Annotated in this window: 24 protein-coding genes; 14 read left to right on the top strand and 10 right to left on the bottom strand. The window is 75.0% G+C overall.

What is annotated here, in order from left to right; translation table 11 throughout:
• Window positions 1-12 precede the first annotated feature (12 nt).
• Together ACVWNX_RS01225 and ACVWNX_RS01220 are read left to right on the top strand one after the other, a co-directional pair.
• Window positions 13-684, top strand: coding sequence for an ABC transporter permease (locus ACVWNX_RS01225; protein ID WP_454415043.1), 672 nt, complete (start codon window positions 13-15; stop codon window positions 682-684).
• A 23-nt stretch (window positions 685-707) separates the two neighbouring features.
• On the top strand, window positions 708-1,667 hold the full coding sequence (locus ACVWNX_RS01220) for an ABC transporter substrate-binding protein (protein WP_454411954.1): 960 nt from the start codon (window positions 708-710) through the stop codon (window positions 1,665-1,667).
• A gap of 82 nt (window positions 1,668-1,749) precedes the next feature.
• On the opposite strand, the gene ACVWNX_RS01215 is transcribed toward ACVWNX_RS01220, so the two are convergent.
• The 4 genes from ACVWNX_RS01215 to ACVWNX_RS01200 are packed head-to-tail and all read right to left on the bottom strand — an operon-like array spanning window position 1,750 to window position 5,965.
• Window positions 1,750-2,913 carry an ABC transporter ATP-binding protein gene (locus ACVWNX_RS01215; protein WP_454411953.1) on the bottom strand — a complete coding sequence of 388 codons (1,164 nt, stop codon included), beginning with the start codon at window positions 2,911-2,913 and terminating at the stop codon, window positions 1,750-1,752.
• Window positions 2,914-2,922: 9 nt separating this feature from the next.
• Window positions 2,923-3,684 (bottom strand): LutC/YkgG family protein, encoded by a 762-nt coding sequence (locus ACVWNX_RS01210; RefSeq protein WP_454411952.1) that lies wholly within the window; start codon window positions 3,682-3,684, stop codon window positions 2,923-2,925.
• Window positions 3,681-5,213, bottom strand: coding sequence for a lactate utilization protein B (locus ACVWNX_RS01205; protein ID WP_454411951.1), 1,533 nt, complete (start codon window positions 5,211-5,213; stop codon window positions 3,681-3,683). The genes ACVWNX_RS01210 and ACVWNX_RS01205 overlap by 4 nt, the downstream gene beginning before the upstream one ends.
• Window positions 5,210-5,965 (bottom strand): (Fe-S)-binding protein, encoded by a 756-nt coding sequence (locus ACVWNX_RS01200; RefSeq protein ID WP_454411950.1) that lies wholly within the window; start codon window positions 5,963-5,965, stop codon window positions 5,210-5,212. Before ACVWNX_RS01200 ends, ACVWNX_RS01205 begins: the two co-directional genes overlap by 4 nt.
• A gap of 163 nt (window positions 5,966-6,128) precedes the next feature.
• On the opposite strand from ACVWNX_RS01200, the gene ACVWNX_RS01195 reads away from it, so the two are divergent.
• The 9 genes from ACVWNX_RS01195 (at window position 6,129) to ACVWNX_RS01155 (ending at window position 15,360) form a co-directional block, all read left to right on the top strand.
• Window positions 6,129-7,430, top strand: a complete 1,302-nt coding sequence (locus tag ACVWNX_RS01195) for an alpha/beta fold hydrolase (RefSeq protein ID WP_454411949.1) — start codon at window positions 6,129-6,131, stop codon at window positions 7,428-7,430.
• A 439-nt stretch (window positions 7,431-7,869) separates the two neighbouring features.
• The gene (locus ACVWNX_RS01190; protein WP_454411948.1) at window positions 7,870-8,307 is read left to right on the top strand and encodes a hypothetical protein; all 438 of its coding nucleotides are present in this window, start codon (window positions 7,870-7,872) and stop codon (window positions 8,305-8,307) included.
• 234 nt (window positions 8,308-8,541) lie between these two features.
• Window positions 8,542-9,159, top strand: a complete 618-nt coding sequence (locus ACVWNX_RS01185; RefSeq protein ID WP_454415042.1) for a helix-turn-helix domain-containing protein — start codon at window positions 8,542-8,544, stop codon at window positions 9,157-9,159.
• A gap of 227 nt (window positions 9,160-9,386) precedes the next feature.
• Window positions 9,387-10,982, top strand: a complete 1,596-nt coding sequence (locus tag ACVWNX_RS01180) for an ABC transporter substrate-binding protein (RefSeq protein ID WP_454411947.1) — start codon at window positions 9,387-9,389, stop codon at window positions 10,980-10,982.
• 62 nt (window positions 10,983-11,044) lie between these two features.
• On the top strand, window positions 11,045-12,010 hold the full coding sequence (locus ACVWNX_RS01175; RefSeq protein ID WP_454415041.1) for an ABC transporter permease: 966 nt from the start codon (window positions 11,045-11,047) through the stop codon (window positions 12,008-12,010).
• Entirely contained in the window at window positions 12,003-12,905 is a 903-nt protein-coding gene (locus tag ACVWNX_RS01170; protein ID WP_454411946.1) for an ABC transporter permease, read from the top strand. The genes ACVWNX_RS01175 and ACVWNX_RS01170 overlap by 8 nt, the downstream gene beginning before the upstream one ends.
• Entirely contained in the window at window positions 12,887-13,927 is a 1,041-nt protein-coding gene (locus tag ACVWNX_RS01165) for an ABC transporter ATP-binding protein (RefSeq protein ID WP_454415040.1), read from the top strand. The genes ACVWNX_RS01170 and ACVWNX_RS01165 overlap by 19 nt, the downstream gene beginning before the upstream one ends.
• On the top strand, window positions 13,920-14,600 hold the full coding sequence (locus ACVWNX_RS01160) for an ABC transporter ATP-binding protein (protein ID WP_454411945.1): 681 nt from the start codon (window positions 13,920-13,922) through the stop codon (window positions 14,598-14,600). The genes ACVWNX_RS01165 and ACVWNX_RS01160 overlap by 8 nt, the downstream gene beginning before the upstream one ends.
• A 163-nt stretch (window positions 14,601-14,763) precedes the next feature.
• On the top strand, window positions 14,764-15,360 hold the full coding sequence (locus ACVWNX_RS01155) for a hypothetical protein (protein WP_454411944.1): 597 nt from the start codon (window positions 14,764-14,766) through the stop codon (window positions 15,358-15,360).
• 100 nt (window positions 15,361-15,460) lie between these two features.
• Here the strand turns inward: ACVWNX_RS01155 and ACVWNX_RS01150 are convergent, their stop codons facing one another.
• From ACVWNX_RS01150 to ACVWNX_RS01135, 4 genes are all read right to left on the bottom strand, one after another.
• Window positions 15,461-16,087 carry a class F sortase gene (locus ACVWNX_RS01150; protein ID WP_454411943.1) on the bottom strand — a complete coding sequence of 209 codons (627 nt, stop codon included), beginning with the start codon at window positions 16,085-16,087 and terminating at the stop codon, window positions 15,461-15,463.
• Between the two features lie 85 nt (window positions 16,088-16,172).
• Complete coding sequence (locus tag ACVWNX_RS01145) at window positions 16,173-16,760, bottom strand: hypothetical protein (protein WP_454411942.1); 588 nt, start codon at window positions 16,758-16,760, stop codon at window positions 16,173-16,175.
• Between the two features lie 234 nt (window positions 16,761-16,994).
• Window positions 16,995-19,094, bottom strand: coding sequence for an ATP-binding protein (locus tag ACVWNX_RS01140; RefSeq protein WP_454415039.1), 2,100 nt, complete (start codon window positions 19,092-19,094; stop codon window positions 16,995-16,997).
• Between the two features lie 61 nt (window positions 19,095-19,155).
• Entirely contained in the window at window positions 19,156-19,878 is a 723-nt protein-coding gene (locus ACVWNX_RS01135; RefSeq protein WP_454415038.1) for a response regulator transcription factor, read from the bottom strand.
• Window positions 19,879-20,283: 405 nt separating this feature from the next.
• Here ACVWNX_RS01135 and ACVWNX_RS01130 point away from each other — a divergent pair, with 405 nt between their 5' ends.
• On the top strand, window positions 20,284-20,496 hold the full coding sequence (locus ACVWNX_RS01130) for a hypothetical protein (RefSeq protein WP_454411941.1): 213 nt from the start codon (window positions 20,284-20,286) through the stop codon (window positions 20,494-20,496).
• A 42-nt stretch (window positions 20,497-20,538) separates the two neighbouring features.
• Here ACVWNX_RS01130 and ACVWNX_RS01125 read toward each other — a convergent pair whose 3' ends face one another.
• Window positions 20,539-21,819: a phosphodiester glycosidase family protein gene (locus tag ACVWNX_RS01125; RefSeq protein ID WP_454415037.1), complete on the bottom strand. Its 1,281-nt coding sequence runs from the start codon at window positions 21,817-21,819 to the stop codon at window positions 20,539-20,541.
• A 593-nt stretch (window positions 21,820-22,412) separates the two neighbouring features.
• On the opposite strand from ACVWNX_RS01125, the gene ACVWNX_RS01120 reads away from it, so the two are divergent.
• Together ACVWNX_RS01120 and ACVWNX_RS01115 are read left to right on the top strand one after the other, a co-directional pair.
• The gene (locus tag ACVWNX_RS01120; RefSeq protein WP_454411940.1) at window positions 22,413-22,904 is read left to right on the top strand and encodes an ATP-binding protein; all 492 of its coding nucleotides are present in this window, start codon (window positions 22,413-22,415) and stop codon (window positions 22,902-22,904) included.
• Between the two features lie 169 nt (window positions 22,905-23,073).
• Window positions 23,074-23,991, top strand: a complete 918-nt coding sequence (locus tag ACVWNX_RS01115; RefSeq protein WP_454411939.1) for a phosphotransferase — start codon at window positions 23,074-23,076, stop codon at window positions 23,989-23,991.
• 262 nt (window positions 23,992-24,253) lie between these two features.
• Here ACVWNX_RS01115 and ACVWNX_RS01110 read toward each other — a convergent pair whose 3' ends face one another.
• Window positions 24,254-26,197 (bottom strand): SulP family inorganic anion transporter, encoded by a 1,944-nt coding sequence (locus ACVWNX_RS01110; protein WP_454415036.1) that lies wholly within the window; start codon window positions 26,195-26,197, stop codon window positions 24,254-24,256.
• Between the last annotated feature and the right edge of the window lie 390 nt (window positions 26,198-26,587).

The raw sequence follows: 26,587 nt of genomic DNA, 5'->3' as shown, positions 1-26,587 counted from the left end.
GGGGAGACGGCCCTGGACACGCTCACGGAAGCCTGGGGGTGGCTCACCGACCCGGCGCACTGGTCCGGCGAGGACGGCATCGGGCACCGGCTGCTCCAGCACGCCGTGCTCACCGCGGTCTGTCTGGTCGTCAGCTGTCTGATCGCCCTGCCGGTGGCGCTGGTCCTCGGCCACCTCGGACGGGGCGGGGCGCTCGCCGTGAACCTCGCCAACGCGGGCCGGGCCGTCCCCACCTTCGCGGTGCTGGTCCTGCTCCTGCTCACCCCCCTCGGCCGGTACGGGGAGGGCCCCACCGTGGTGGCGCTGGTGCTCTTCGCGATCCCCCCGCTGCTCACCAACGCGTACGTGGGGATGCGCGGGGTCGACCGGGACGTGGTCCGGGCCGCGCGGGGCATGGGCATGACGGGACGGCAGCTGCTGTTCCGGGTGGAACTCCCGCTGGCGCTGCCCCTGGTGCTCACCGGGGTGCGGATCGCCGCCGTCCAGCTCGTCGCCACCGCCACCATCGCGGCCCTCGCGGGCGGCGGCGGCCTCGGCCGGATCATCACCGCCGGGTTCAACCTCGCCAGCACCCCCATGGTCGTCGCGGGAGCCGTCCTCGTCGCCGCGTTCGCGCTGCTGGTGGAGGGCCTCTTCGAACTCCTCGAACGGCTGGCGCCCGCCCGGCTCCGGGGCGCCCGGTGACCGGCCGGCCGTCCCGGACCCCGGTGACCGCCCGCGCCCGGACCCTCCTCTGCGGGGCTCTCGCGCTCGCCGTCCTGGTCCTCCTCCCGGCGGGCTGCGCGGGCGGCCCCGCCCTGGAGGACCGGGACGCCGTCACCGCCCCGCCCGGGGACAGCCGTGACCTCGTCGTCGGCTCGGCGGGCTTCACCGAGAGCGATCTGCTCGCCCAGATGTACGCCCTGCTCCTCAGGGACGCCGGATACGGGGTGCGGCTGCTCACCGTCGCCAACCGCGAACTGTACGAACCCGCCCTGGAGTCCGGGCAGATCGACGTCGTCCCGGAGTACGCCGCCACCTTCGCGGACTGGCTGAACGCCAAGGAGAACGGCTCCGACGCCGCCCCCGTCGGCTCCCCGGACCTCGCCACCACCATGACGGCCCTGCGACGGCTCGCCCGGCCCCGTGGACTCGTCGTCCTCGACCCGGGCCGGGCCGTCGACCAGAACGCGTTCGCGGTGGCCGGCTCCTACGCCCGCGAGCACGGTCTGCGGACCCTCAGCGACCTCGGCCGGTCCGGGCTGCCGGTGCGGCTGGCGGCCGGGGACGAATGCGTGCGACGCCCGTACTGCGCGCCCGGGCTGAAGGAGGTCTACGGCATCGACGTGACCGGAGTCGACCCCAAGGGCGTGGGCACCACCCAGGCGAAGAAGGCGGTGCAGGACGGCCGGGACCAGATGGTCCTCACCACCACGACCGACGCCACGCTCGACGGGTTCGGACTGGTGATCCTCGCCGACGACAAGCACCTCCAGAACGCCGACTACGTCGTCCCCGTCGTCAACCGCTCCCGCGCGGGCGGCGCCCGGGTGCGGACCGCCCTCGACCGGGTGAACGAGGTCCTCACCACCGCCGACCTCGCCGACCTCAACCAGCGGGTGGACAGCTGGCGGCGGCTGCCCGAGGACGTGGCCCGCGCCTATCTGACGGAGAAGGGCCTGCTCTGACCGTCCGTCCCCGTCCCCCGCCCGTCCGCCGTTATCGTCGTCCGGGACGGCCCGGGCCGGGCTCGGAGGTGACGTCCCCGTCTCAGACGTCCGGCACCGAGTCGAACGACGCCTCGTCCCGGGCCACTCCCCGGGCGTCCGCGTCCACCGACCGCCGCAGTGCCTCGTGCAGCCTCGCCGGAGTGAGCACCCCCAGGAACCGGGCCCCGTCGAGGACCGCCACCCACCCCGCGTCGTGCTGGAGCATCACCCCGAACGCCTGCTTCAGCGGCGCCCCGACCGGCACCCAGGCGCTCATCCGGTGGACATGGTCCCCGACCGCGTCCCCCGTGTCCGCGCCCGCCAGCTCGTCCGCCCCGGCCCAGCCGCGCAGATCCCCGGCCGGATCCAGCACCACCGCCCAACGGGCCCCCGCCGACCGCAGCGCCTGGACCGCCCGCCCGGCGGACCAGGCGGTCCGCACCACGACCGGCTGCTCCAGGTCGTCCGGCTCGATCGCCGTCACCGACAGCCGCTTCAGCCCCCGGTCCGCGCCGACGAACCCGGCCACGTACGGCGTGGCGGGGGTCCCGAGGACCGCGGCCGGGGTGTCGTACTGCTCGACGCGGCCCTGCCCGTACACGGCGATCCGGTCACCGAGCCGGACGGCCTCCTCGATGTCATGGGTGACCAGCAGCACCGTCTTGCGCACCGCCGCCTGCATCCGCAGGAACTCGTCCTGCAACTGCTCCCGGACGACCGGGTCCACCGCCCCGAACGGCTCGTCCATCAGCAGCACCGGCGGATCGGCCGCGAGCGCCCGCGCCACGCCCACCCGCTGCCGCTGACCGCCGGAGAGCTGATCGGGGTAGCGGGAGCCGTACGTCGCCGGGTCCAGGCCCACCAGGTCCAGCAGTTCGGCGGCCCGCTCCCGGGCCCGGTCCTTCTTCCAGCCGATCAGCGCGGGCACGGTCGCCGTGTTGTCGAGGACCGTCCGGTGCGGGAAGAGCCCCACCTGCTGGATGACGTACCCGATCCGGCGGCGCAGCCGCACCGGGTCCACCGAGGCGACGTCCTCGCCGTCGACCAGGACGCGTCCCGTGGTGGGTTCGACGAGCCGGTTGACCATCATCATGGTGGTGGTCTTGCCGCAGCCCGACGGCCCCACCAGGGTGACCAGTTCCCCCTCGGCCACCTCGAAGTCCAGCCCGTCCACGGCCGTCGTCCCGTCCGGGTAGCGCTTGCCGACCTGCTCGAACCGGATCATTCCCCCACGCTAACCGGGGCCGTCCGCCCCCGCACACGCGCCGCCGCCCAGCAGCACCACGTCCAGGACGCGCGGACCGTGCACCCCCTCCACCCGGTCCAGTTCGATGTCGCTGGTCGCCGACGGCCCCGAGATCCAGGTCAGCGGACGGGTCGGGACGAGCCGTCCGACGGCCTCCGGCACCGACCACACCACCTGGTCCGGGACCCGTACGACACAGACGTGGTGGTCGGGGACCAGGGTGATCCGGCGGCGGCCCTGGCCCGGGCCGCCGTCCAGCACCAGGGTGCCGGTCCCGGCGACGGCCAGCGCGCAGCCGGTCAGCACGCTCCCGGTCCGGTCCAGCGCGGCGGGCGGGTCCGACGCCCGGTCGGGCACCCGTTCCTGACCCGCCGCCGACAGCCAGCGCGACGGCAGCCCGGACGGGACCAGCACCCGGTCCGCCCCGCGCGCGTCCAGCAGCCGGGCGATCAGCCGGGGCAGCCCGTCCGGGTCCGCGCGGTGGACGTGCGCGCGGTACCCGGCGAGACGTTCCGCCAGCAGCTCGACCCGCTCGGCCGGGGCCCGGCCGCCGTGGGCCCGGCCGGGGCCGGGTACGGGCCGGTCGCCGTCGCGGTCGCGGTCACTGTCCCCACGGCCGTCGCCGTCCCCGTGGCCGTCGCCCCCGGCGGGCGGCCCGCCGTCGTGGGCCAGCGCCCTCCGCACCCGGCCGAGGACGCGCTCCCGACTGCCCGTTCCACCCATCCCGCTCGTTCCGCTCGGCCCGCTCATCCCGTCCGCCCCTCCGTCCCCTCCGGTGCGCCGCCCGTCCGTCCCGCCTCCGCCGTGCCGTCCGCGCCGCCCGAGGTCCGCCGCCACCAGTCGCGGAAGGACTCGGGGGGCACCGCGGGCAGCGCGCGGTCGGCCGTCCAGGCCCGGCCCGGCCGCCCGGGCAGCCGGGCGGGGTGCGCCCGCCGGGTCCGGGCCGCGATCCGCTGGGCCGCGGTGAGGGCGGCGGGGTGGCTGAACGCCCAGCGGGCCGCCCGCATCGCCGCCCGCTCGGCCGCGTGCCCCCGGGCGGGGCGCAGCACCACCCGCTCGCCCCCGCGCACCGCCGGTCCCCCCTCGGCCACCCGCTCCCGCAGCCGTACCAGCACCTCCGGGATGTCGATGGCGACCGGACAGACGTCGTAACACGCCCCGCAGAGGGTGGAGGCGAACGGCAGGGAGGCGCCGACCGGGTCGTCCGTCCCCCACAGCTGCGGTCCGAGGATCGCCCCGATCGGACCGGGGTACACCGAGCCGTAGGCGTGTCCGCCCGCCCGTTCGTACACCGGGCAGACGTTCAGACACGCCGAACAGCGGATGCAGCGCAGCGTCTGACGGCCCACCCGGTCGGCGAGGACGTCGGTGCGGCCGTTGTCGAGGAGCACCAGATGGAAGGCGGACGGTCCGTCGCCGTCGGTGACGCCCGTCCACATCGAGGTGTAGGGGTTCATCCGTTCGGCCGTGGAGGAGCGCGGCAGGGTCTGGAGGAAGACCTCCAGGTCCCGCCAGGTGGGCACCACCTTCTCGATGCCGACCACCGAGATCAGGGTCTTCGGCAGGGTCAGGCACATCCGGCCGTTGCCCTCCGACTCCACGACGACCATCGTGCCGGTCTCCGCCACCATGAAGTTCGCCCCGGAGATCCCGACCTCCGCCCGCAGGAACTTCTCCCGCAGATGCAGCCGCGCGGCCTCGGCCAGCGCGGCGGGGGAGTCCGTCAGGTCCTCGGGCGCGGGCCGTCCCCAGTCGCCCATCCGCCGGGCGAACAGCTCCCGGATCCCGGCCCGGTCGCGGTGGATCGCCGGGACCAGGATGTGCGAGGGCCGGTCCTCGCCGAGCTGCACGATCAGCTCCGCCAGATCCGTCTCGTACGCCCGGACGCCCGCTTCGGCGAGGGCCTCGTTGAGCCCGGTCTCCTGGGTGGTCATGGACTTGACCTTCACCACCTCGTCGTGGCCGGTCGCCCGGACCAGGCCGACGACGATCCGGTTGGCCTCCGCCGCGTCCGCCGCCCAGTGCACGGTGCCGCCCGCGGCGGTGACCGACTCCTCCAGCCGGACGAGGTGACGGTCCAGGTGGCGCAGCGTGTCGTCCTTGATCCGGCGGCCCTCCTCCCGCAGCCGTTCCCAGTCGGGGAGTTCGGCGACGGCCCGGGCCCGCCGCTCGCGGATGGTGTGGGTGGCGTGGCGCAGCGTACGGCGCAGGGCGGCGTCCCGGACCGCGTCGCGCGCGGCCACCGGGAAGGCGGGCATGCCGAGGAAGGTGCCGCTCACGAGGGGGCGCCCCCGTCCGTGCTCGCCAGGATCTCCGCGAGGTGCACGGGCCGCAGCCGTGAGCCGCGCCGGGTGAGCAGTCCGCCGAGGTGCAGCAGACAGGAGTTGTCGGCGGCGCACAGCACCCCGGCGCCGGTGCCCTCCGCCGCCCGGACCTTGTCGACGCCCATCGCCACCGACACGTCCGGGTTCTTCACGGCGAAGGTGCCGCCGAAGCCGCAGCACTCCTCGGCGCCCGGCAGTTCCACCAGGTCGAGCCCCCGCACCGCCCGCAGCAGCCGCAGCGGCCGGTCGCCGAGCCGCAGCGAACGCAGCCCGTGACAGGTGGGGTGGTAGGTGACGCGGTGCGGGTAGGACGCGCCCACGTCGGTCACCCCCAGCACGTCCACCAGGAACTCCGTCAGCTCGTGGGTGCGGGGGACGACGGGGGCCAGCGCCCCGGCGAGCGCCCCGCCCCGGCCCTCCTCCCGGGCGCGGCGGCCGAGCCGTGGATACTGCTCGCGCACCATCGCGGCGCAGGACCCGGAGGGGGTGACGACCGCGTCGTACCCGGCGAACACCTCCGCGTAGCGCAGCGCCAGCGGTTCGGTCTGGTGCCGGTAGCCGGTGTTGTACTGCGGCTGTCCGCAACAGGTCTGCGCGACGGGGAAGTCCACGTCGACGCCCAGCCGCGACAGCAGGGTGACCACGGCCCGCCCGGTGTCCGGGAAGAACGTGTCGTTGACGCAGGTCAGGAACAGGGCGACGCGCATCACGCCCCAGCCTCCTCGGTCGGCCGCACGATCGGACGGCTCGCACCCTACGCGGTGGGGGGACCGGTACGGGGGGCTTCGCGGGCCCCCCGCCCGGCGCGCCGGGCGCTGTGGTCCACTGGACGCTCAACCCCTTGACCCCATGCACCACAGGAGCACCCCCGTGCCTCTCACCTACCGCCAGCCGGGCGTCGTCTACACGGATCACCACTTCGACGTGCCCCTGGACCACGACCGTCCCGAGGGGGAGCGGATCGAGCTGTTCGCCCGGGAGGCGGTCGCGCCCGGGCGCGACCCCGAGGGGCTGCCGTGGCTGGTCTACCTCCAGGGCGGGCCCGGGTTCGGCGCCAACCGGTTCGCGGGCGCCTCCGCCTGGCTGCCGAGGGCCCTCCAGGAGTACCGGGTGCTGCTGCTCGACCAGCGCGGCACCGGTCGCTCCACTCCGGCCAACCGCCAGACCCTCCCCCTGCGCGGCGGCCCGGAGGCCCAGGCCGAGTATCTGACCCGGTTCCGCGCGGACTCCATCGTCCGTGACTGCGAGGCGATCCGGCCCGGTCTGACCGGCGGGGCGCCCTGGACCGTCCTCGGTCAGAGCTTCGGCGGCTTCTGCGCCACCCACTACCTGTCCGCCGCGCCCGAGGGGCTGGCCGGAGCCCTGATCACGGGCGGGCTGCCGTCCCTGGACGCCCACGCCGACGACGTCTACCGGGCCGCCTACCCCCGGATCGCCCGCAAGGTCGCCGCCCACTACGACCGTTACCCGATGGACGTCGAGCGGGCCCGGCGGATCGCCGCCCACCTCGCCGGGCACGAGACCGTCACGGACGGCGGCTACCGGCTGACCGTGCCCGCCTTCCAGTCGCTCGGCATCCTGCTCGGCACCGGCGACGGCAGCCACCGGCTGCACTTCCTGCTGGAGGACGCCTTCGTCCGCACCCCGTCCGGACCGGCCCTCTCGGACGCGTTCCTGGCGGAGGCGCACGCCCTGCTCTCGTACGCGGGCAACCCGCTGTACGCGGTCGTCCACGAGGCCATCTACGCCCAGGACCACCGGCCGACGGCTTGGTCGGCGGAGCGGGTCCGCGCGGAGTTCCCGGAGTTCGACGCGGACGCCGCCCTCGCCGGGGACGGGCCCCTGACGTTCACCGGGGAGACCGTCCACCCGTGGGCGTTCGAGGTGGACCCGTCCCTGCGCCCGCTGCGCGAGAGCGCCGGGCTGCTGGCGGCGCGTACCGACTGGGCCCCGCTCTACGACGCGGGGCGACTCGCCCGCAACGAGGTCCCGGTGGCCGCGGCGGTCTACCACGACGACATGTACGTGGACACGGAGCACTCGCTCGCCACCGCCCGGGCCGTGCGCGGGCTGCGCACCTGGGTCACCGACGAGTTCGAGCACGACGGGGTGCGCGCCGGTGGCGGCCGGGTCCTGGACCGGCTGCTCGGACTGCTCCACGACGCGATCTGAGAACTCGTTCGTATGCACGGGGTTCACTCCGATCCGGCGGTGAACGGGAGTGAACGGGGTGCGAGAGGCCCGGCCGGGTGTCCGGTCGGGCCTCCGCCGGTTCCGAGGGGTGGCCCCCCGGTGCGGGGGGCGGCCCGAGGGCGCTCGGAAGGACAGGGCGGCGCACGGGTTGACACTGGGCGCCGGAGTGTGCGCGGGTGGTACACGGGGAAGTCAGGAGGTGGGACCTCCGGCCGACGTGCCGTCGGACCCCGAAGGGTGGCGGAGGGAGAGGTTCCGGAAGGCCCCCGGGAACCCTTCCGGTAGATAAAACCGCTGGTCCAGACCACTTTGGCGCTGCGTTACGGGTAGGAAACGAACCGTTCGGATTCGTGCTCACGCGATCCTTCTGTGTACAGAATGTCGCCCTGTAACCACTGTTCTCGTGGGGGGCACCGTCATGCGCACCAGGACCGCTCTATTCGCCATCACCGCACTGTCGGCGACGCTCGTCGCCTGCGGTACCGACACTCCGGGGGATTCCGGGAGCACCCGTTCCAGCACCACCGCCGAGGCCGGCAGCTCCGGCCCCGCCACCGACGCCAAGCCCCGTCCCGTCCGGGGTGCCGACGGAACCTACGAACAGACCTGGAAGCGGGACTCCGCCGACACCACCTGTGACCAGTACCAGCAGCAGATGACCCCCACCGAACGCTGGGTGATGGCCGCCGGGCTCCTCGCCGGGGAACGCGGCGAGGGGGCCGCCGAAGCGGGCAAGGCGGACGTCACCCGCTTCGAGGCCGACCTCGGGGTGGCCTGTCACACCGCGGTCGCCGACAGCGTGATGACCGAGGTCGGGGCGACGCTCTACAAGCTGGACCCCAGCTACGCGCCCTGATCCGGCCGGGTCGCACCCCGGGGCGCCCAGCACCGGCGGGAGGACCGCGACGGGGATCGACGACCGCGCCGAGGCGAGCCCGGCGCGGACGGTGGTGTGCCCGCCCGGCCGTCCCCGATTGACAACCGGCGTTGCCGAACCTGCAATGAACGCGTGACCCACGACGAACGACCCCCCGCCCCCGCCGAGGACGACCGGGACCGCGCCGACGGAGACCGGGACCGCACCGACGAGGTGCTGGCGGGGGTGGGGCCCCGGCTGCGGGCGCTGCGCCGTGAGCGCGGGGCGACCCTCGCCGGGCTCTCCGCGGTCACGGGGATCTCCGTGAGCACCCTGTCCCGGCTGGAGTCGGGGCTGCGCAGACCCAGTCTGGAACTGCTGCTCCCGCTCGCCCGCGCGCACGGGGTCCCGCTCGACGAACTCGTGGGGGCGCCGCCCGCCGGGGACCCCCGGGTCCGCTCGCGCCCGATCCGCAGGAACGGGCGCACGATGTTCCCGCTGACCCGTCAGCCGGGCGGCCTCCAGGCGTACAAGGTGATCGAACCGGCCCGCGCGGTGGAGCCGGACCCCCGGGTCCACGAGGGGTACGAATGGCTGTACGTCCTCGCGGGGCGGCTGCGGCTGGTCCTCGGTCCGCACGACCTGGTGCTCCCGGCGGGGGAGGCGGCCGAGTTCGACACCCGGGTGCCGCACTGGTTCGGCTCCACCGGCGAGGGCCCCGTGGAGTTCCTCAGCCTCTTCGGACCGCAGGGCGAGCGGATGCACGTCCGGGCCCGCCCGAGCCGTTCCGGGGACGGAAACGGGAACGGGAGCGGGAGCGGAAACGGGGACGGGGGCCGGGAGTCCGGCTGACCCCGTCCCCGCCCCGCGCGGTGAACCCTCCGGTGTGAGGTCCCGCACACCGGTGACCGCGCCGACCCCGGAATCAGGCCGCCGACCGGCCGCGTCCGCCCTTCCGTAGGCCCCCACCTGGTGATGTGCCTCTTACCTGTTGAATAATGCGCGGTTGCGAATTGTTCGCAATGACGTCCGAACGGCAGAAGGCAAGAGGCACCAGGGTGCGCGGAGGGTGGAACGGGATGAGGGCCCGATCGATACGGGGCACGGGCATCGTGGCGGTGACCGCCGCGACCGCGGTGGTGGCGACGGCCTGTTCGGCACCCGGCGGCGACGGCGGGACCGACGGCCCCGCCGACTCGGCCGTCGTCGGCATCGCCTACGAGCCCGAGAGCCTGAGCCCGCTGCTCGGCTTCGGCAAGGACGGCAACTCCAAGATCTTCGACGGGCTGCTCACCCATGACGCGGAGATGAGGCTGCGCCCCGCGCTCGCCGCCGCACTGCCGGAGGTCAGCGACGACGGCCTCACCTACACCTACCGGCTGCGCGAGGGCGTCACCTTCAGCGACGGCGAGCCGTTCACCGCCGAGGACGTCGTCTTCACCTACCGCACCATCCTCGACCCCAAGACCAACAACGCCTCCAAGGGCGAACTCGACGCCCTGAAGACCGTCACCGCCCGGGGCGACGACACCGTGGTCTTCCGGCTGAAGTACCCCTACGCGCCCTTCGCCGAGCGGACCGTCCTGCCCATCGCCCCCGAACACGTCGCGGGCCGCCAGGACGTCAACAACGGGCCCTTCACCACCAAGCCCGTCGGCACCGGCCCCTACCAGCTGGTCACCTGGTCCAAGGGCGAGAAGCTCTCCTTCAAGGCCAACCCCACGTACTGGGGCGGAGCGCCGAAGATCAAGAACTTCACCATGGCGGTCATCAAGGACGACGACGTCCGCGCCACCCGGCTGCGCTCCGGCGACCTCGACGGCGCCATCCTCCCGCCCAACCTCGCCGGGACCTTCGCCGACGACGAGGGGCGCGAGACGCACGCCGCCAAGACCTTCGACTACCGGGTCGTCACCCTGCCCACGGGCAACGAGGTCACCGGGGACACCGCCGTCCGCCGCGCCCTCGACATCGCCGTGGACCGCGAGGCCATGGTCGACTCGATCCTCGACGGCGCGGGCAAGGAGGCGTACGGCCCGGTCCCCACCGACAGCGAGTGGTTCGCCGAGGGCACCGAGCGCGACCACGACCCCGCCGCCGCCCGGAAGATCCTCGACGACGCCGGCTGGAAGCCCGGCGAGGGCGGCGTCCGGGCCAAGGACGGCGTCCGCGCCTCCTTCCCCCTCTGGTACCCCTCCGGCGACAAGCTCCGCCAGGAACACGCCCTCGCCTACGCCTCCGACGCCAAGAAGGCGGGCATCGAGATCAAGGTCCAGGCCGGCACCTGGGAGGTCATCGAACCCCGGATGTCCAAGGACGCCGTCCTCGCGGGCGGCGGCTCCCCGGCCGACCCCGACTTCGACCAGTACACCCTCCTCATGTCCTCCCTCGCGGGCGACGGCTTCAACAACATGGCCCAGTACGACAACCCCACCGTGGACAAGGCCCTCGACCGGGGCCGCCGCAGCGGTGACAAGGCCGAACGCGCCGCCGCCTACGACACCGTCCAGCGCGAACTGGTGAAGAACCCGGGCTACACCTTCCTCACCCACATCGACCACCTCTACGTCACCGAGGACCGCTTCGGCCCCCTCACCACCCAGGTCGAACCCCATGACCACGGCCTCGCCTCCGGCCCGTGGTGGAACGTCGAGGACTGGCAGCCCGCGAAGTGACCCCGCGCCCCGACGGCAAGGAGGGCGGCCCCCGCACCGGGCGGGGGCTGCCCTGGGGCCCCATGGCCCGGCTCGCGGGACGGCGCGCGCTGTTCGCCCTGCCGATCCTCCTCGCGGTCACCCTCGGCGTCTTCGCCGTCGCCGTCGCCTCCCCCTTCGACCCGGTCAAGGCGTACGCGGGCACCGCCGGACTCACCGCCTCGCAGGAGAACCTCGACCAGCTCCGCGCCAACCTCGACCCCGACCGGCCGTTCACCGCCCTGTGGTGGGAGTGGCTCACCGGCGCCGTCACCGGGGACCTCGGCGACTCCAGCGTGATGCGCCAGCCCGTCCTCGACGTCATCACCGAACGCGTCGGCTGGTCCGTGCTGCTCGCCGCCACCGCCTTCGCCGTCGCGGTGCTGCTCGGCACCGCGCTCGGCGTGCTCGCGGCCCGCCGCCGGGGCGGTCCCGCCGACCGGATCGTCACCTCCCTCGCCTACGTCCTGGAGGCCGCCCCGCCGTTCTGGCTCGGCCTCCTCGCGGTCTGGCTGTTCGCCCTGAAGCTCGGAGTGCTCCCGGCCGGCGGCCTCACGGACACCGGCAGCACCGTCGTCACCGCCGGGCAGGTCGCGCACCACCTCGTCCTGCCCGCGCTGGTGCTGGCCGTCTCCCAACTGCCGTGGTTCGCCCTCTACGTCCGCCAGGGCGTCGGCGACGCCCTGGACGAGGACCCCGTGCGCGGCGCCCGCGCCCGGGGCCTCGCCCCCCGCACCGTCCTCACCGGACACGCCCTGCGTTCGGGGCTGCTGCCGGTGCTCACCCTCGTCGGCTCCCGCGTCCCCGAACTCATCACCGGCGCCCTGCTCGTCGAGACCGTCTTCAGCTGGCCCGGGATCGCCGCCGCCACCGTCGAGGCCGCCACCTCCGTCGACTTCCCGCTGCTCGCCGCGCTCACCGTGCTCGCCACCGTCGCCGTCCTGCTCGGCAACCTCGTCGCCGACCTGCTGTACGGCCTCGCCGACCCGAGAGTGGGCTTCGATGGCTGACACCGTCCCCACCGTGCCGCTCACCAAGGAGACGCCGCCCGTCTGGACCTCCCGGGGCGGCACCCGGCGCTCCACCCACGCCTGGCGGCTGTGGTCCTCCGGGGCCGTCGTCATCGCCGTCGTCCTCGCGGTCCTCGTCGTCCCGCCCCTCGTCCACCTCGACGAACAGGCCGTCGACCTCGGCGCCAAACTCCTGCCCCCGTCCTGGGAACACCCCTTCGGCACCGACGACGTCGGCCGCGACCTGCTGCTGCGCTGCGTCTACGGACTACGGGTCTCGCTGCTGGTCGGACTGGTCGCCGCGCTCGTCGCCACCGTCATCGGCACCGCCGTGGGCACCGCCGCCGCCCTCCTCGGCGGCTGGGTCGACCGGCTGGTCATGCGGCTCGTGGACGCCTTCGCCTCCGTCCCGCACCTGCTCCTCGGCATCTTCCTCGTCGCCATGTTCCGCCCCGGGGTGTGGCCCGTCGTCTTCTCCGTGGCCGTGACCCACTGGCTCTCCACCGCGCGGATCGTCCGCGCCGAGGTGCTCTCGCTGCGCTCCCGGCCCTACATCGACGCCGCCGTCTCCGGCGGCGCCTCCCGCCGCCGGGTCGCGGTGCGCCATCTGCTGCCGGGCGTCCTGCCCCAGGCCGGACTCGCCGCCGTGCTGATGGTCCCGCACGCCATCTGGCACGAGTCGGCGCTCTCCTTCCTCGGCCTCGGACTCCCCACCCACCAGGCCAGCCTCGGCACCCTCGTCCAGAGCGCCCGGGGCTCCCTCCTCGCGGGCGACTGGTGGCCCACCCTCTTCCCCGGACTCTTCATCATCGTCCCGACCCTGGCCATCGCCGGGCTCGCCGGAGTCTGGCGCGAACACCTCAACCCGCGCCGCCGATCGGAGCTGATGCTGTGACCCGCGCCGCGCGTCCCACCGACCCCGCCGACCGCCCCGGCGAGACGCCCCTGCTGTCGGTGCGGGGACTGTCCGTCCGCTTCCGGATGCGCGGCGGCGCCCATGTCCACGCCGTCGGCGACGCCGACTTCGACCTCCGGCGCGGCGAGTGCCTCGCCCTGGTCGGGGAGAGCGGCTGCGGCAAGTCCGTCCTCGCCTCCGCGCTCCTCGGGCTGCTGCCCGCCAACGCCCAGACCACGGGCTCCGCCCTCCTCGACGGCGGCCCCGGCGAAGCCCCCCTCGACCTGCTCACCGCCGACGAGGCCACCCTCGCCCGCCGGGTCCGAGGCCGTCGCGTCGGCCTGGTCCCGCAGAGCCCCGCCGCGCACCTCACCCCGGTCCGCACCGTCCGCTCCCAACTGGAGGAGACCCTCCGCGAGGTCGCCCGCGTCCCCCGCGCCGGACTGCGCGCCGCCGCCCGGGCCGCCGCCGCCCGCGCCGCCTTCCCCGAGGACCACCTCGACCGCCACCCCCACGAACTCTCCGGCGGCCTCGCCCAGCGCGCCGCCACCGCCCTCGCCCTCGTCGGCGACGCGCCCCTGCTGCTCGCCGACGAACCCACCACCGGCCTCGACCGCGACCTCGTCGACCGCACCGTCGACGAACTCCGCCGCCACACCGGCGACGACCGCGCCCTCCTCCTCATCACCCACGACCTCGCCGCCGCCGCCCGGATCGCCGACCGGGTCGCCGTGATGTACGCGGGCCGCATCGTGGAGACCGCCCCCGCCGCCGACTTCTTCGGCGCCCCCGGCCCCCGTCACCCCTACGCCCACGGACTCCTCGAAGCCCTGCCCGAAAGGGCGTTCACCCCGATCCCCGGGATGCCGCCCGAACTGAGCGCCCTGCCCGACGGCTGCGCCTTCGCCGCCCGCTGCGACCGGGCCACCGACCGCTGCGGCGTCCGCCCCGTCCCCACCCCGGTCGCCTGCCACCACCCCCGCCCCGCCCGGACCGCCGCCGAGGAGGCCGCCCGTGCTTGAACTGCGCTCCCTCACCGCCGGATACGACCGACGGGCCCCGGTCGTCCGGAACGTCGACCTGAGCGTCGGCCCCGGCGAATCCGTCGGACTGCTCGGCCCCAGCGGCTGCGGCAAGTCCACCCTGGCCCGGGTCGCCGCCCTGCTGCACCGCCCCTACGCGGGCGAGGTCGACCTCGACGGCGAACCCGTCCGGGGCTGGCGCCACCAGGCGCCGCGCGCCCAGCGCACTGCGGTCGGCGTGGTGTTCCAGCAGCCCCGGCTCGCCGCGGACCCCCGCCTCCCCCTCGCGGACGTCATCGCCGAACCGCTGCGCGCCACCGGTCGCTCGGCCGAGGTCCCCGAACGCGTCGCCGCCCTCGCCCGGACCGTCGGCCTCGGCCCCGACCTGCTCCGCCGCCGCCCCCACGAGGTCAGCGACGGCCAGCTGCAACGCGCCTGCCTCGCCCGCGCGCTCGTCCTGCGGCCCCGGCTGCTGATCGCCGACGAGATGACCGCCATGCTCGACGCCTCCACCACCGCCGCGCTCGTCGCCGTCGTCGAGGAGTACCGCGCGGAGTCGGGCGCCGCGCTGCTCGCCGTCGGCCACGACCGCGTCCTGCTGGAACGCTGGTGCGACCGGACGGTCACCTGGGCGGAACTGACCGGGGACGGCGCGCCGACGGCGTCCGGCTGACCACGGCCGTCCCCGTGACGCGGGCGGGCACCTCCCGTGCCACGCGCCCGTTCGCACGCCGGGACGGACGTGTCCCCCACGAGGAGGACACCCGCTGCCCGGACGGGCGACCGCACGCGTGTGACCCCGCCCCGGGCCCCGGGGCGGCGCCAGGATGCCGGACATGCCGACACCTCGAATCCGTGCCCTCGTCCGGCACGCCGTGCTGCCCGCCGTCCTCGTCGCCCAGATCCTGCTGCCCGGCGCCACCGCCAACGCCCGGCCCCTCTGCGCCCCCGTCGAGTGCGGCTCGGTCGTCGTCGCCCCGCTCTCCCAGGAACCCCCGGGCCAGGGGCCGTGCGACAGCCCCGAGCCCGTGGTCTGCCAGATCCGCGCCCAGACCCCCGAGGAACGGGTGTCCTCCCGGGACGTCCGCGTCCGCTACCACGGGCTGCTCGCCGACATGGACCGCGAGGAGTGCGCGATGCGGGCCCGGGGCGCCTCGGAGGAGGAGATCGCCCGGCGGATGGTGGACCTGCGCAACGAGGCCAAGGACATCACCCGCGCCGGGATGACCCCCGAGCAGGTGCGGCGGCTGGAGGAGCGGAACACCGCCAAGTACGGCAACCCGCTCGGCCCGACGGCGGACCAGCTGTACGCCAAGTACGGCTCCTGGGAGGAGGTCACCGCCGCCGCCACCCGGACCAGCGCGGCCGTCGACCGTGAACTCGGCCTGGAGTACCGGCCCTGTCCCTGCGCGGTTCCCGCCGCGGCCGCCTGACGGCGAGCGGGTCCGTCCGGACCCCCTGTCCGGACGGACCCGCTTTCCCCTTCTTCCCCTTTTCCCCCTGATCCGTGGGCCCCCCGGCCCCCGGACCGGCTCAGCTCCTGACCGCGTACACGATCAGGTTGTCCACCGGGTGCCCTTCGGCGTCGAACCCGCCGTCGCAGGTGATGAGCCGCAGGGCCCGGTCGTCGGTGTCGCCGTAGACGCGTTCGGTGGGGAACGCCTTCTTGCGCACGGTCTCCCGTCCGGTCACCCGGAAGTGGACGTTCTTCCCCCCGGCGTCCCGCACCGTGATCCGCGCCCCCTTCCGGATCTTTCCCAGGTGCTCGAACACCCCCGGCCCGTGCCGGGTGGCGTTGTGCCCGATGATCACCGCGGGCCCCCGTTCCCCGGGCACCGGTCTGCCGGTGTACCAGCCCGCCGTCATCCCCCGGTCCGCCGGGGGCACCTCCACCGTCCCGTCCCGGTTGAGCCCCAGCGGCATCAGCGCGCTGGACACGCCGAGGGACGGCACGGACACCCGCACGGGTTCCTCCGGCACCGTGGCGGCGGAGGAACCACCGGCCGTTCCGGGCGCGGTGGGCCCCGTGGACTCCGGGGCGGCGGCGGGCCGGGAGTCCCGTGGCGGCGCCGGTTCGGAGCCGCAGCCGGTGAGGGCCGCGCCCGCCAGCAGCGCGAGCAGGGCCGGTCCGATGACGGTGGAGCGGAGCGACGGGGTCACGGGAGTCCTGGAGGTCGGTTCGGACGGGAGGGCCGGGCGGTGGCCGGGCGCCGTCCGGGACCGTCCGGACGGCGCCCGGGACGGATCAGCCGTCGCGGCGGACCGCCGCGCGGCGGCGCAGCACGACGGTGCTCGCGCCCGCCAGCATCAGCAGACCGGCCGCCGAACCGGCGAGGGCGACGGTGCCGTCGCGGTCCGCTCCGGGACGCTCGCCCGCGGCGACACCGCCCCGGGGGGTCTCCGCGTGGTCACGGGCGGAGAGGTCCGCCTTCCGGTCCGGGAACAGCGAGCCCTCCACGAGGGGGGAGGGCGTGGCCCGGTCACCCTCGCGGGGCCTCTCGGTGGAGAGGTCCAGCGAGGGGGTGGGCGACGGAGCGGGCTTCCCCGTCGTCGAGGGCCCGCCTCCCGCCGACGGTTCCACCGTGGGAGTGCGGCCCGCCGACGGTTCCACCGTGGGCGAGGGAGTCGCCCGGCCCGGGGTGGCGCCCCCGCTCGGTGTGGCCCGCTCCCCCTCCTCGACGACCGGCGACGGGGACGGTCCGGAACCGGCGGACAGGGAGAGCGGACGCTCCCCGTCACCGTCGGCGGCGAGGGCCGCGGTGGCGGGGGCGAGCACGCCGCCGACCGCGACGGTCACCAGGACGGCCCGGCGCAGAACGGTGTGATGGGACATGGGAGGGTCTTCCCTTCGAGCGGGATCGTGGCCCCCGGCGGTCCGGTCCTGACCGCCCCGCCGGGCATGTCCGCAAGACTGGCCCGGCGATGTGAAGAACCTGTCAGCGCGTTGTGCTGATCGCATCAGCCCTGGTCACCCACCGGTCCCGCTCGGCGCGGCCGCCGGACGGCCGACGACCGACCGCCCCGCCGTGACCGGCCCCGTTCCCGGCCCCGGCCCGTCCGGCGCCGCTCACCCCGTCCCGTCGGCCTCCGGCCCCGTTCCCTGGCCCCCGGACGGGACGCGCAGGGTGAACACCGACCCGGCGCCCACCGCGCTCGACACGCTCACCGTTCCCCCGTGCGCCTCCGTCAGCCGCCGGACGATCGAGAGCCCCAGACCGCTGCCCCCGGTCCGCCGGTTGCGGGACTTCTCCGCCCGCCAGAACCGGTCGAAGACATAGGGCAGATGCTCCTCCGCGATGCCCTCCCCGGTGTCCCGGACCTCCAGCAGCAGGTCCCCGTCCGGTCCGTCGCGGTACGCCCGCACGGTCACCTCCCCGCCCTCCGGGGTGTGCCGGACCGCGTTGGAGACGAGGTTGCCCACCGCCTGCCGCAGCCGCACCGGATCGGCCCAGGGATCGGGGTACCCGCTCCCGGGACGCTCCCCGTCGAAGGCACGGACCGTCAGCGTCACCCCCGCCGCGTCCGCCCGGGCCTGGTGGGCCGCCGTGACCTGGGTCAGCAACTCCGCGACGGGCACCGGTTCCGGATGCAGCCGCAGCATCCCCGCGTCGGCCTCGGCGAGGTCCTGGAGGTCGTCGATGATGTGCTGGAGCTGCACCGCCTCCTCCAGCAACGAGGACACCAGCGCCCGGTCCAGATCCGCGATCCCGTCCTGCGCGGCCTCCAGCCACCCCCGGATGTTGCTCAGCGGGGTCCGCAGCTCGTGCGCGACGTCGCTGACCATCACCTTGCGCTGTTCCTCCAGCCGGGTGCGGTGGGCCGCCATCTCGTTGAACGCCGCCGCGAGCCGCCCGATCTCGCTGTCCCCGGGGACGGTGACGGGCGTCCAGCGGTCGGCGTCCGTCCCGTCCCGCATCCGCTGCGCCGCCCCCGTCAGCGCGTGCAGCGGACGCACCAGCCGGGTCCCGGCCAGCACCGAGACCCCGACGGTGAGTGCCAGCACCAGCGCGGCGGCCCCCGCGATCTTCGCCGTGCTGTCGGCCGACAGGTCGAACGTCGAGGGGGTGCCGCCGTCGGGTTCGGTGATGAACAGCAGCGCGGGCGCGGCCACGTGGTCGGGCGACAACTGCTCGCGCCGGGCGCCGTCCAGGCACTCCGTCACGGTCTGGTCGTTGAGGGAGCCCTCGGCCCCGCCCGGGGAGGCCGGGGCCCAGGTCAGGTTGAGGGCGACCGTCACCCGGGGGTGTCCCTCACGGCTGAGGCAGGTGTTGGTGAGGCCGTCCAGCTCGTCGAGGGCGGCGCGTTCCGACGGGGTCGGCGTGTCGAGACCGTTGGAGCCGCACCGCCGGGCGTCCAGGAACATCCTCCCGGAGTCCTCCAGCCGCTGGTCCCGTTCGACCCGCGGCCGTCCGCTGGGACCGGTGACCACGGTGACGGTGAGACCGCCCTCGGCGTAACAGCGGGCCTGCTCGTCGGCGAGCTTCCGCAGCCGCTTCCGGTCCGCCGCCGAGAGCCGGAACGGGCCCACCGCGCGCGGATCGATCCGGGCCACCGCCGCGCTGACGGTGGGGGAGGGGGACGCCGGGGGCGCGGCGCGCGTCGTCCCCTCCGTGCCGCCGAGGGGCGCCCCCCGGCTCGCCAGGGGGCTCGGGGCGACCCGGCCGGGCGGGAACTCGTCCGGCGCCACGATCGGCGAGGGGGACGCCACGGGGAGGGGGACGGTCGGGGTGCGCGGGGCGAGGGAGGGGACGACCTCCTCCGGGGTGACCGTCCGGCGGGTCACCCGTTCGTCGGTGCCGCCGTCGGCCAGTGACGACAGTCCGGCGTCCACCGACAGCGGATTCACCACCGCGGACTCCTTCGGCGGCAGCCGGGGACGGGAGGCGTCGTCGCCGGAGTCCGCGAACGGGCTCCGGCCGGAGTCGGTGAGGACCACCCGGCGTCCGGTGCGCTGCGCCAGCCGGTCCACCGTGGGCTGGACGCCCTTCCAGTCCGGACGGGTGGCCGCGTAGCCGAGCAGGGTGTCGTAGATGAGCGCGTCGTCGGCGATCAGCCGCCCCTGTTCCTTGCGGATCGCCCCCGAGGTGGTCTGCACGGCGATCCACGCCGTCGCCGCCACCGAACACGCGGCCACCAGCGCCGACACGGCGAGGAACCGCCCCAGCATGCTCTTGCGCAGCGGCAGGCGTCGGGGCCGCGCGCCCCGGCCCGCCGTCGACTGCCGGAACCTAGGCACCCCGGCCGTCCCGGCCCCGGTCCGGGTCGATGAGCTTGTAGCCCACCCCGAAGACCGTGAGCAGCCGCACCGGGCGGCGCGGGGAGCGTTCGATCTTCTTGCGGAGGTTCATCACGTGGACGTCGACGGTGCGGGTGCTGATGTACCGGTCGAAGCCGTGCAGTTCCTCCAGCAGCCGCTGTCTGCTGAACACCCGGTCGGGTTCAGCGGCCATCGCGGCGAGCAGCCGGAACTCCCCGGGGGTGCACTCGACCGCCGCGCCGTCCACGCTCACCTCGTGGCGCCCGGGGTCGACCGTGAGCGCCCCGACCCGCAGCGGTCTCGGTCCCGGGTCCGGCGGGGGCGCCCCGTCCGGCGCGGGTCTGCGGACGCGGCGCAGCAGGGTGCGCACCCGGGCCATCAGCTCGCGCGGACTGTACGGCTTGGTCATGTAGTCGTCGGCGCCGAGGTCCAGCCCGAGCAGCAGGTCGTCCTCGGTGCTGCGGGCCGTCAGCATCAGCACCGGCACCCCGCGGGACTCGGCCCGCAGCACCCGGACGACGTCGAGCCCGTCGGCCTTCGGCATCATCACATCGAGGATCAGCAGGTCCGGTTCGCGCTGCCGGACCCGTTCCAGGACGGCCAGGCCGTCCCGGACGAGCGTGACGGCGTGCCCCTCCCGTTCCAGGTAACGGCGGATCAGTTCGGCCTGTTTGTCGTCGTCCTCGGCGACCATGACGTCTGCGCACACGCCGACGATCGTAGAGGAGGTACGACAATCGGCTAAGCGGACTGTTTCGGTCGCCTCGGGCTGGAAGACGGTCTCCCGGGCGATAGGGTTCCCGGACTACGGCCGGGAACGCGGCAGGGGGCCCGTATGACCCGTGGACCACGACGACGTCAGGACGGCCCACCGGCCCGCACGCCCCTGGTGCGCCCGGAGGAGGTTCCGGGTGGAAACGCGCCGACTGCCCGGCTGGCCGCGGTCGGCGTCGGCGCTGTTCGACTGGCTGCGGGAGCGGATCACCCGGGAACACCTGCGGGACATCGCGGACATGACCCGGTCGCGCTGCTCGCCGCCGCGCTCCTGCGGACCGCCGCCGACCCCGATGACGTCCGCCTCCCCGGAGCGATCCGGACCGTGGCCGACGCCCTCGCCCCGCCCGGCGGCCCGCCCCGGTACGTCCCGGGCCGGGTGTCCGAAGCACTGTCCGGAGCGCACGCGGGGGCCTGGAAGCGGCTGGTCTCCGATCTGCTCGCGTCACGACGCCCCGTCAGCCCGGACACCGCCCGGCTGACGGCCGCCCTGGACGGTTCCCCCCGACGGAAACGGTCGTCCGGAGCGGGACCGTGAGCCACCGTCCACGACGGACGGCCCCGCACGCCACCCGGACGCTCACTCCTGGACGAAGACCCCGATGCCGTTGGCGACCATCCGCTCCGAGCCGTCGGTGGGGTGGTTGCGCACGGACACCCGGGTCGCGCCCGGGGAACGGGTCGCCAGGGTGGAGGAGCCGCCGCCGTCGAGGTTGAACGCGTCGTCGGCGCCCGCGTCCCGCAGCACCCGGGCCAGCTCCGCGAGGGTCAGCCCCTTGCGGTAGGCGCTCGCCCCGTCCACCGCGAACAGCAGCAGCCTGCGTCCGTCCCGTCCGATCCCCGCCGCGGTGCGCACGGCGGCGGTGCCGGTGTCGAGCCCGGCGAGCGGGGCCCCGTCGCGCAGCACCGGGAACCCGCCGATCGCGAACCGGTACGACACGCCCGCCGTCGCGGGGACGAGCCGGTGCCGCACGGTCACCGGGTCGCCCACCGCGAGCTTCCGCAACTGCCGCGCGCCCTCCTCCCGGCCCACCAGCACCGTCGTGCCGCCGCCGATCCGACCGTCGCCGGGCGTGTCGCTGGTGTCGACGACCTCGCCGCCGCGCACGGTCACCTCATGGGTGTCCTCGCTGCACGGCGCGCCCCGGCTGGTGTCGCTGCCGCAGGTCGCGCGGAGCCGGGAGCGGCTTCCCCAGTCCGCGGTGAACGCCCCCACCGAACCGTTCTTCAGGGCGTACTGGTTGAGCCCGAGCAGCGGCACGCTGCCGTCGGGGGTGGTGACCGCGCCGTCGAGCCGGAGCCGGTCCAGCCGGGCCCGGCCCGTGTCGTCCACCCCGAGGACGTCCTCGGGGGCGGTGCCCGAGGGCAGCGACGGCCCGAAGCGCTGTTTGCGCGGGACCGCGGCCTTCAGGGCGCGCCCGGCGGCGACGGCCGGGCCGACCGGCGCGTAGGTCGGTGAGACGCCCGGGTGCTGGGTCTCGGAGATGTTGAAGAAGTCGCCGTTGATCCCCGCCACCGCGCCCTCGGCGTTCGCCAGTGACGAGACGGTGGCGCGGGCCCCGACCACCGACGGGTAGAGCAGCCCGACCTCGACCCCGGGGTCCTCCAGGTCCACGGTGACCAGATGCCCGTGGGTGACGCCGCGCGGCGTGTCGATGTCGTAGTGCCGGTACGTCACCCCGGAGGCGACCCGCCGTGCCGTCCCCCGCGAGCCGTGGGCACCGGGCGGGGCCCCGTGCACCAGGCCCGTCTTCGTGCCCCGTGCGACGGTCCGCTCCGTCGACGGGGCGCCGCTGGCGGGGGCCGCCGCGGACAGCGTGGCGCCGGTGAGGGCGGCGCCCGCGACGCACGCCGCCAGCAGGGTCCTGAACCGCCCGTCGGGGCCCCGCGCGATCCGCTCGGCGGGGGGCCGCTCCTTCGGGGCGCCGCCGACCGGGCCCGTACCGCGTCGTGTCACTGGTCGCGCTCCTTCCGCTGGCCGTCCGGCCAACGTCCGCCCGGGGAATGGGGCTTCGATCGGTCAGCGAGTCCACCAGAAGGGTCGGCCGGTGGGCGGCGGCACGTGCCGGTCAGACGCGAACGGGTCAGAAAACGCACTCCTTCGGGTGGACCGGACGCACTCCGACCGGCGCACGCCGCACGGGGGCACTCGCACGCTGTAGGACGTGCTGGGTGCTGGGTGCTGGGTGCTGGGTGCTGGGTGCTGGGTGCTGGGTGCGGGGTGCGGGCGCGCCATGGTGCGCGGCCGGGGCGCGGAGGGCGGTCGGGTTACCGGGGTGGGGTACCCGGCGTGGGTGCGAGCGCCCGTACCGTGCCCACGCGCCGTGTCCGCCCCGCCACCGTCCGGACCCGCTCCCTCCCGGGGTGTCTCCGATGCCAGCCGCTCGGAGATCACTGAATATCACCTGATCAGCGGATATTGCGCAGCTCCCGGATCGCGGGCATCGTGGAGATATGACCGACCGCGAGCGTCCCGAGCCCAGGCTGGGCCCGCAGCGGAGCGCCCGGACGACGGATCGGCCGCGTACGCTCGCCCGGTACGTACGGGCGGGCCCCGAGGGCCCCCGTCAGGCGCGGGCGCACATCCGTGCGGCGCTCGCGCGCTGGCACGTGGACCAGTCCGTCACCGAGACGGCGGTCCTGCTCGTCTCCGAGATCGTCACGCACGCGGTCCTGCACGCCACCACCGGCCCCGGACACCCGGGGGCCGACCGGGTGCGCTGCCAGGTGGAGCACTGGCAGCGGGGCCCCGTCCGGGTCACCGTCCAGGGGCCGCCCTGCACCTGCATGCCGAGCCCCCGTCCCGTCGACCCTCCGGAGGGCGGCGGGGACCCCGTGCTGGCTCTGCGCGAGTACGCCCGGGGCCTGGAGGTCGTGGTGGCGCTGTCCGACGCGTGGGGCGCCCGGCAGAGCGACACCGGCCAGACGGTCTGGGCCCAGGTGTAGCGTCCCGACCGGGAGACGGGGCGGCCGGGGGAGCGGCGCGCGGTCGGCCGGTCCCGCAGCTCGCCGCCGTTACCGTTTCTCCGCACCCGTCCCCGTCCCGGCTCTCCGCCCCCGGGCCCGCCCCCGCCCGTCCCTGCCGTGGGGACCTCCCCGGTTAACGTTGCTCCGCATGACCCACACCGAGATCGAGATCACCGCGGAGCTGGTCCGGGACCTGCTGCGCGACCAGCACCCCGACCTCGCCGACCGGCCGCTGGCGCTCGGCGCGCGCGGCTGGGACAACCAGCTGTGGCGGCTCGGGGACGATCTGGCCGTCCGGCTGCCCTGGGCGACCGAGTCCGCCGACGGGCTGTTGCGCAACGAACACCGCTGGGTCCCCTCGCTGGCTCCGGACCTTCCCCTGCCGGTTCCCGTCCCCCAGCGGCTCGGGGAACCCTCCGGACGCTTCCCGCGCCCCTGGCTCGTCACCACCTGGGTACCGGGCGCGCCCGCCGACCGCGCCCCCGCCACCCGGGCCGGGGCGGCGGACGCCCTGGCCGCCTTCCTGATGGCTCTTCACCGGCCCGCCCCCGAGGACGCCCCCGCCGGCACCTACGGGCGCGGCCGCCCGCTGGCCGACCACGCCGGACAGTTCACCGAACTGCTCGAACCGGCCGTCGAACGCGGACTGGTCCCGGATCCGGACGCCGTCCGCGCGGTCTGGGAGGACGCCCTCGCCGCACCCGAGTGGACGGGCCCCGCCCTCTGGCTCCACGGCGACCTCCACCCGGCGAACGTCCTCACCTCGGACGGCGCGTTCTGCGGGGTGGTCGACTTCGGCGACCTCTGCGCGGGCGATCCGGCCTGCGACCTCGCCGCCGCCTGGATCCTGCTGCCGGACGGCGCCGCCGACCGCTTCCACCGGGCGTACCGGCCGGTACCGGACGCCGCGACCCTGCGCCGGGCACGCGGCAACGCGGTGCTGCGCGCCCTCGTCTGTCTCCTCATCGGGGACGCGGGCGACCAGGGGCGCCCCGGTGGCAAGCCCACTTGGGGCCCGCCGGGTCGGGCCGCGCTGCGCCGCCTCGTCGCGACGGTCGGCCGCTGAACGTCCGGCGAGCGCGTTTCCGCCCGCAGCCGGCCCCGGTCAGTGTGGCCCCGCGCGGGCCCGTGGTCGGCACCCCCGCACCTGGAGCCGGACCCCGGCATCACAGCCGGGGTCCGGCTCGTCCACGGGCCCGCGCGGGGCGCGGACCGGTACCGAAGCGCCCTGTCGACCGTGCCGCCCTCCACGGCGAACACGGTCAACACGGCATATGTGGAATTGCAGATCTCTGCAACTCATGGGTGCGAAAAAGGACCCTCCGGGATCAGCCGGGGTACCCCCCGCCGTGCCGGGGGTCCACCCAGCCGCCGTCCCCGGGATACGGGTCCCCGGGCGCGGGCGGCGGTGTCTGCCAGGCGGCGGTGCCGTACTCCTGGCCGGTCCCGGCGGTGGTCGGCCCGCCGTCCTGGCCGTACGGGGGCGACGGCGCCGGGGCCTGGGGCTCCTGGACCTCGTGGCGGCGGTGGGCGTGGGCCGGGTGCGCGAGGTGGACCTGGGTGTACTGGACGGCCTGCTGCTGGTAGGCGGCCCTGCCGTAGACCTGACCGCCCATGCCGGGGTACTGCTGCGCGTAGGGGTGCTGGCGGGCGTGCGGCACGCTCGGCGCGGCGGTTCCGTGAACGGGGTCGTACCCCGGCTCCCCGGCCGGTGCGGCCGGTGCGGTGGCGGGGTCCTGGGGCCCGGCCGGCCAGGGCCGTCCCGCCGCCGGGGCCTCGGGCCCGGTCATGAAGTCCCCGGCCCGGGGCGCCTGTCCGGCCGGTACGGGCTCGTCCTCGTGGTCCGGCGCGTCACCCGGCAGCAGCACCTCGACGTCGGCCCCCGTCTTGCGCCGCTGTTCCGCCCACTCCTCGATCTGTGCCTTGCAGGCCAGGTCGAGATGGGTCACGGCCTGGGCGTCCACCACGACGCGGTCGTCGCCCGCCATCGAGTCCAGCGCCCGGATCAGCCGGATCAGCCGCAGGAAGGTCGCGTTGCCCCGCAGCACCAGACGGGCCGGGCCGCCGTCGTCGGTGACCCGGCGCACGGAGAGATGGGACATCCGCAGGGCGATCAGGACGATGGCGACGGCGAGTCCGCCGATGACGCCCTCCAGCAGGTCCGTCACCACGATGGCGCCCGTGGTGATGAACATGACCAGACCCTCACCGCGGTCGGTCCGCCACATCTTCACGAACGAGGGCGGGTTGAAGAGTTTCCAGCCCGCGTGCAGCAGCACCCCGGCGAGGATGGACACCGGGATCATCCCCAGCAGCCCCGGCAGCAGCAGTCCGAAGCCCAGCAGCCAGGCGCCGTGCAGGATCCGGGACACCTTCGTCGTCGCCCCGGCCTGGAGGTTGGCCGCGCTGCGGACGATCACCGCGGTCATCGGCAGCGCGCCGAGGAGACCGCACAGGGTGTTGCCGACGCCCTGGGAGAACAGTTCGGCGTTGTACTTGGTGCGCGGCCCGGTGTGCATCCGGTCGACCGCCGCCGCGCTGAACAGGCTCTCCGCCGAGGCGATCACGGTGAAGGTGATGACCATGGTCAGCACCGCGGGGCTGGCCAGGCCCGCGAAGTCCGAAGGGCCGACGAAGTCCACCGCGTCCAGTATGTTGCCGACCTGGACCTTCTTGACGTCGAAGCCGGGCAGCGCCGCGACGGCCGAGCCCAGCAGCACCGCGATCAGCGGAGCGGGCACCTTGCCCAGGGGCGCGGGCACCTTCTTCCAGACGAAGCAGATGACGACGGCGATCGTTCCCAGGGCGAGCGCCGCGAGCTTGTCGCGGTCGCCCAGCACGTCGGAGGCGAGGTCCGGGAACCCGCCGATGTTCTTCATGGCGGTGCCGAGTTGCTTGGAGTCGACCAGGGCGTAGGTCTGGCTGAGGATCAGCGGCAGTCCGATCCCGGCGAGCATGCCCTGCACCACCGAGAGCGAGATGGACTGGAAGACCCGGCCCAGCTTGAGCACGCCCAGCAGCATCTGGAGCACACCGCTGACGAGGACGACGACCCCGAGCATGCCGACCCCGTGCTCGGTGGTGAACTCCAGGACGAGCACGGCGAGTCCGGCCGCCGGGCCGCTCACCTGGAACGTGCTGCCCGGCAGGAAACCGACCACCAGACCGCCGACGACGCCCGAGATGATGCCGAGCGACACGGGCACGCCCGAGGCCGCCGCGACGCCGATGCACAACGGCAGGGCGACCAGGAAGACGACGACCGAGGCCATCAGGTCCGTCCCCAGGGAGCCCTTCGAGGGCACCCCTGACGAACGGCCTGCCGGGCCGCCGCTCCTGCGCGCGTGCCGTCCCGTACCGGGACGTGTGCGTTGAGCCGCCACGTTGGTTCCTTTCGTCGCGTCCCGCCTCCGGTGCGTCCGGTGCGGACACCGGGCGGGCGGGGCGCGTGTGTTGGGGGGTTGGGGGAGTCAGCCGTTCCGCTCCTCTCCCGTCGAACGGGGGGTGACGGGTGAGGGGCGCGTCGTTCCGGGGCGCGGGGCTGCGTGGGCGGTGGGCCCGGGGGGTCCGTCCCGGTGCGGCCCCGCCGGACGGGGGTGGACCGGCGATCGCCTCACGTCGCGCTCCTCGCTGAGGGGCTGAACGGCTGATGTGTCGGGGGC

The sequence above is a fragment of the Streptomyces sp. JNUCC 64 genome (genome assembly GCF_054484115.1).
The sequence above is the reverse complement of the archived record's forward strand: the minus strand, read 5'-3'. Positions and strand labels throughout refer to the sequence as shown.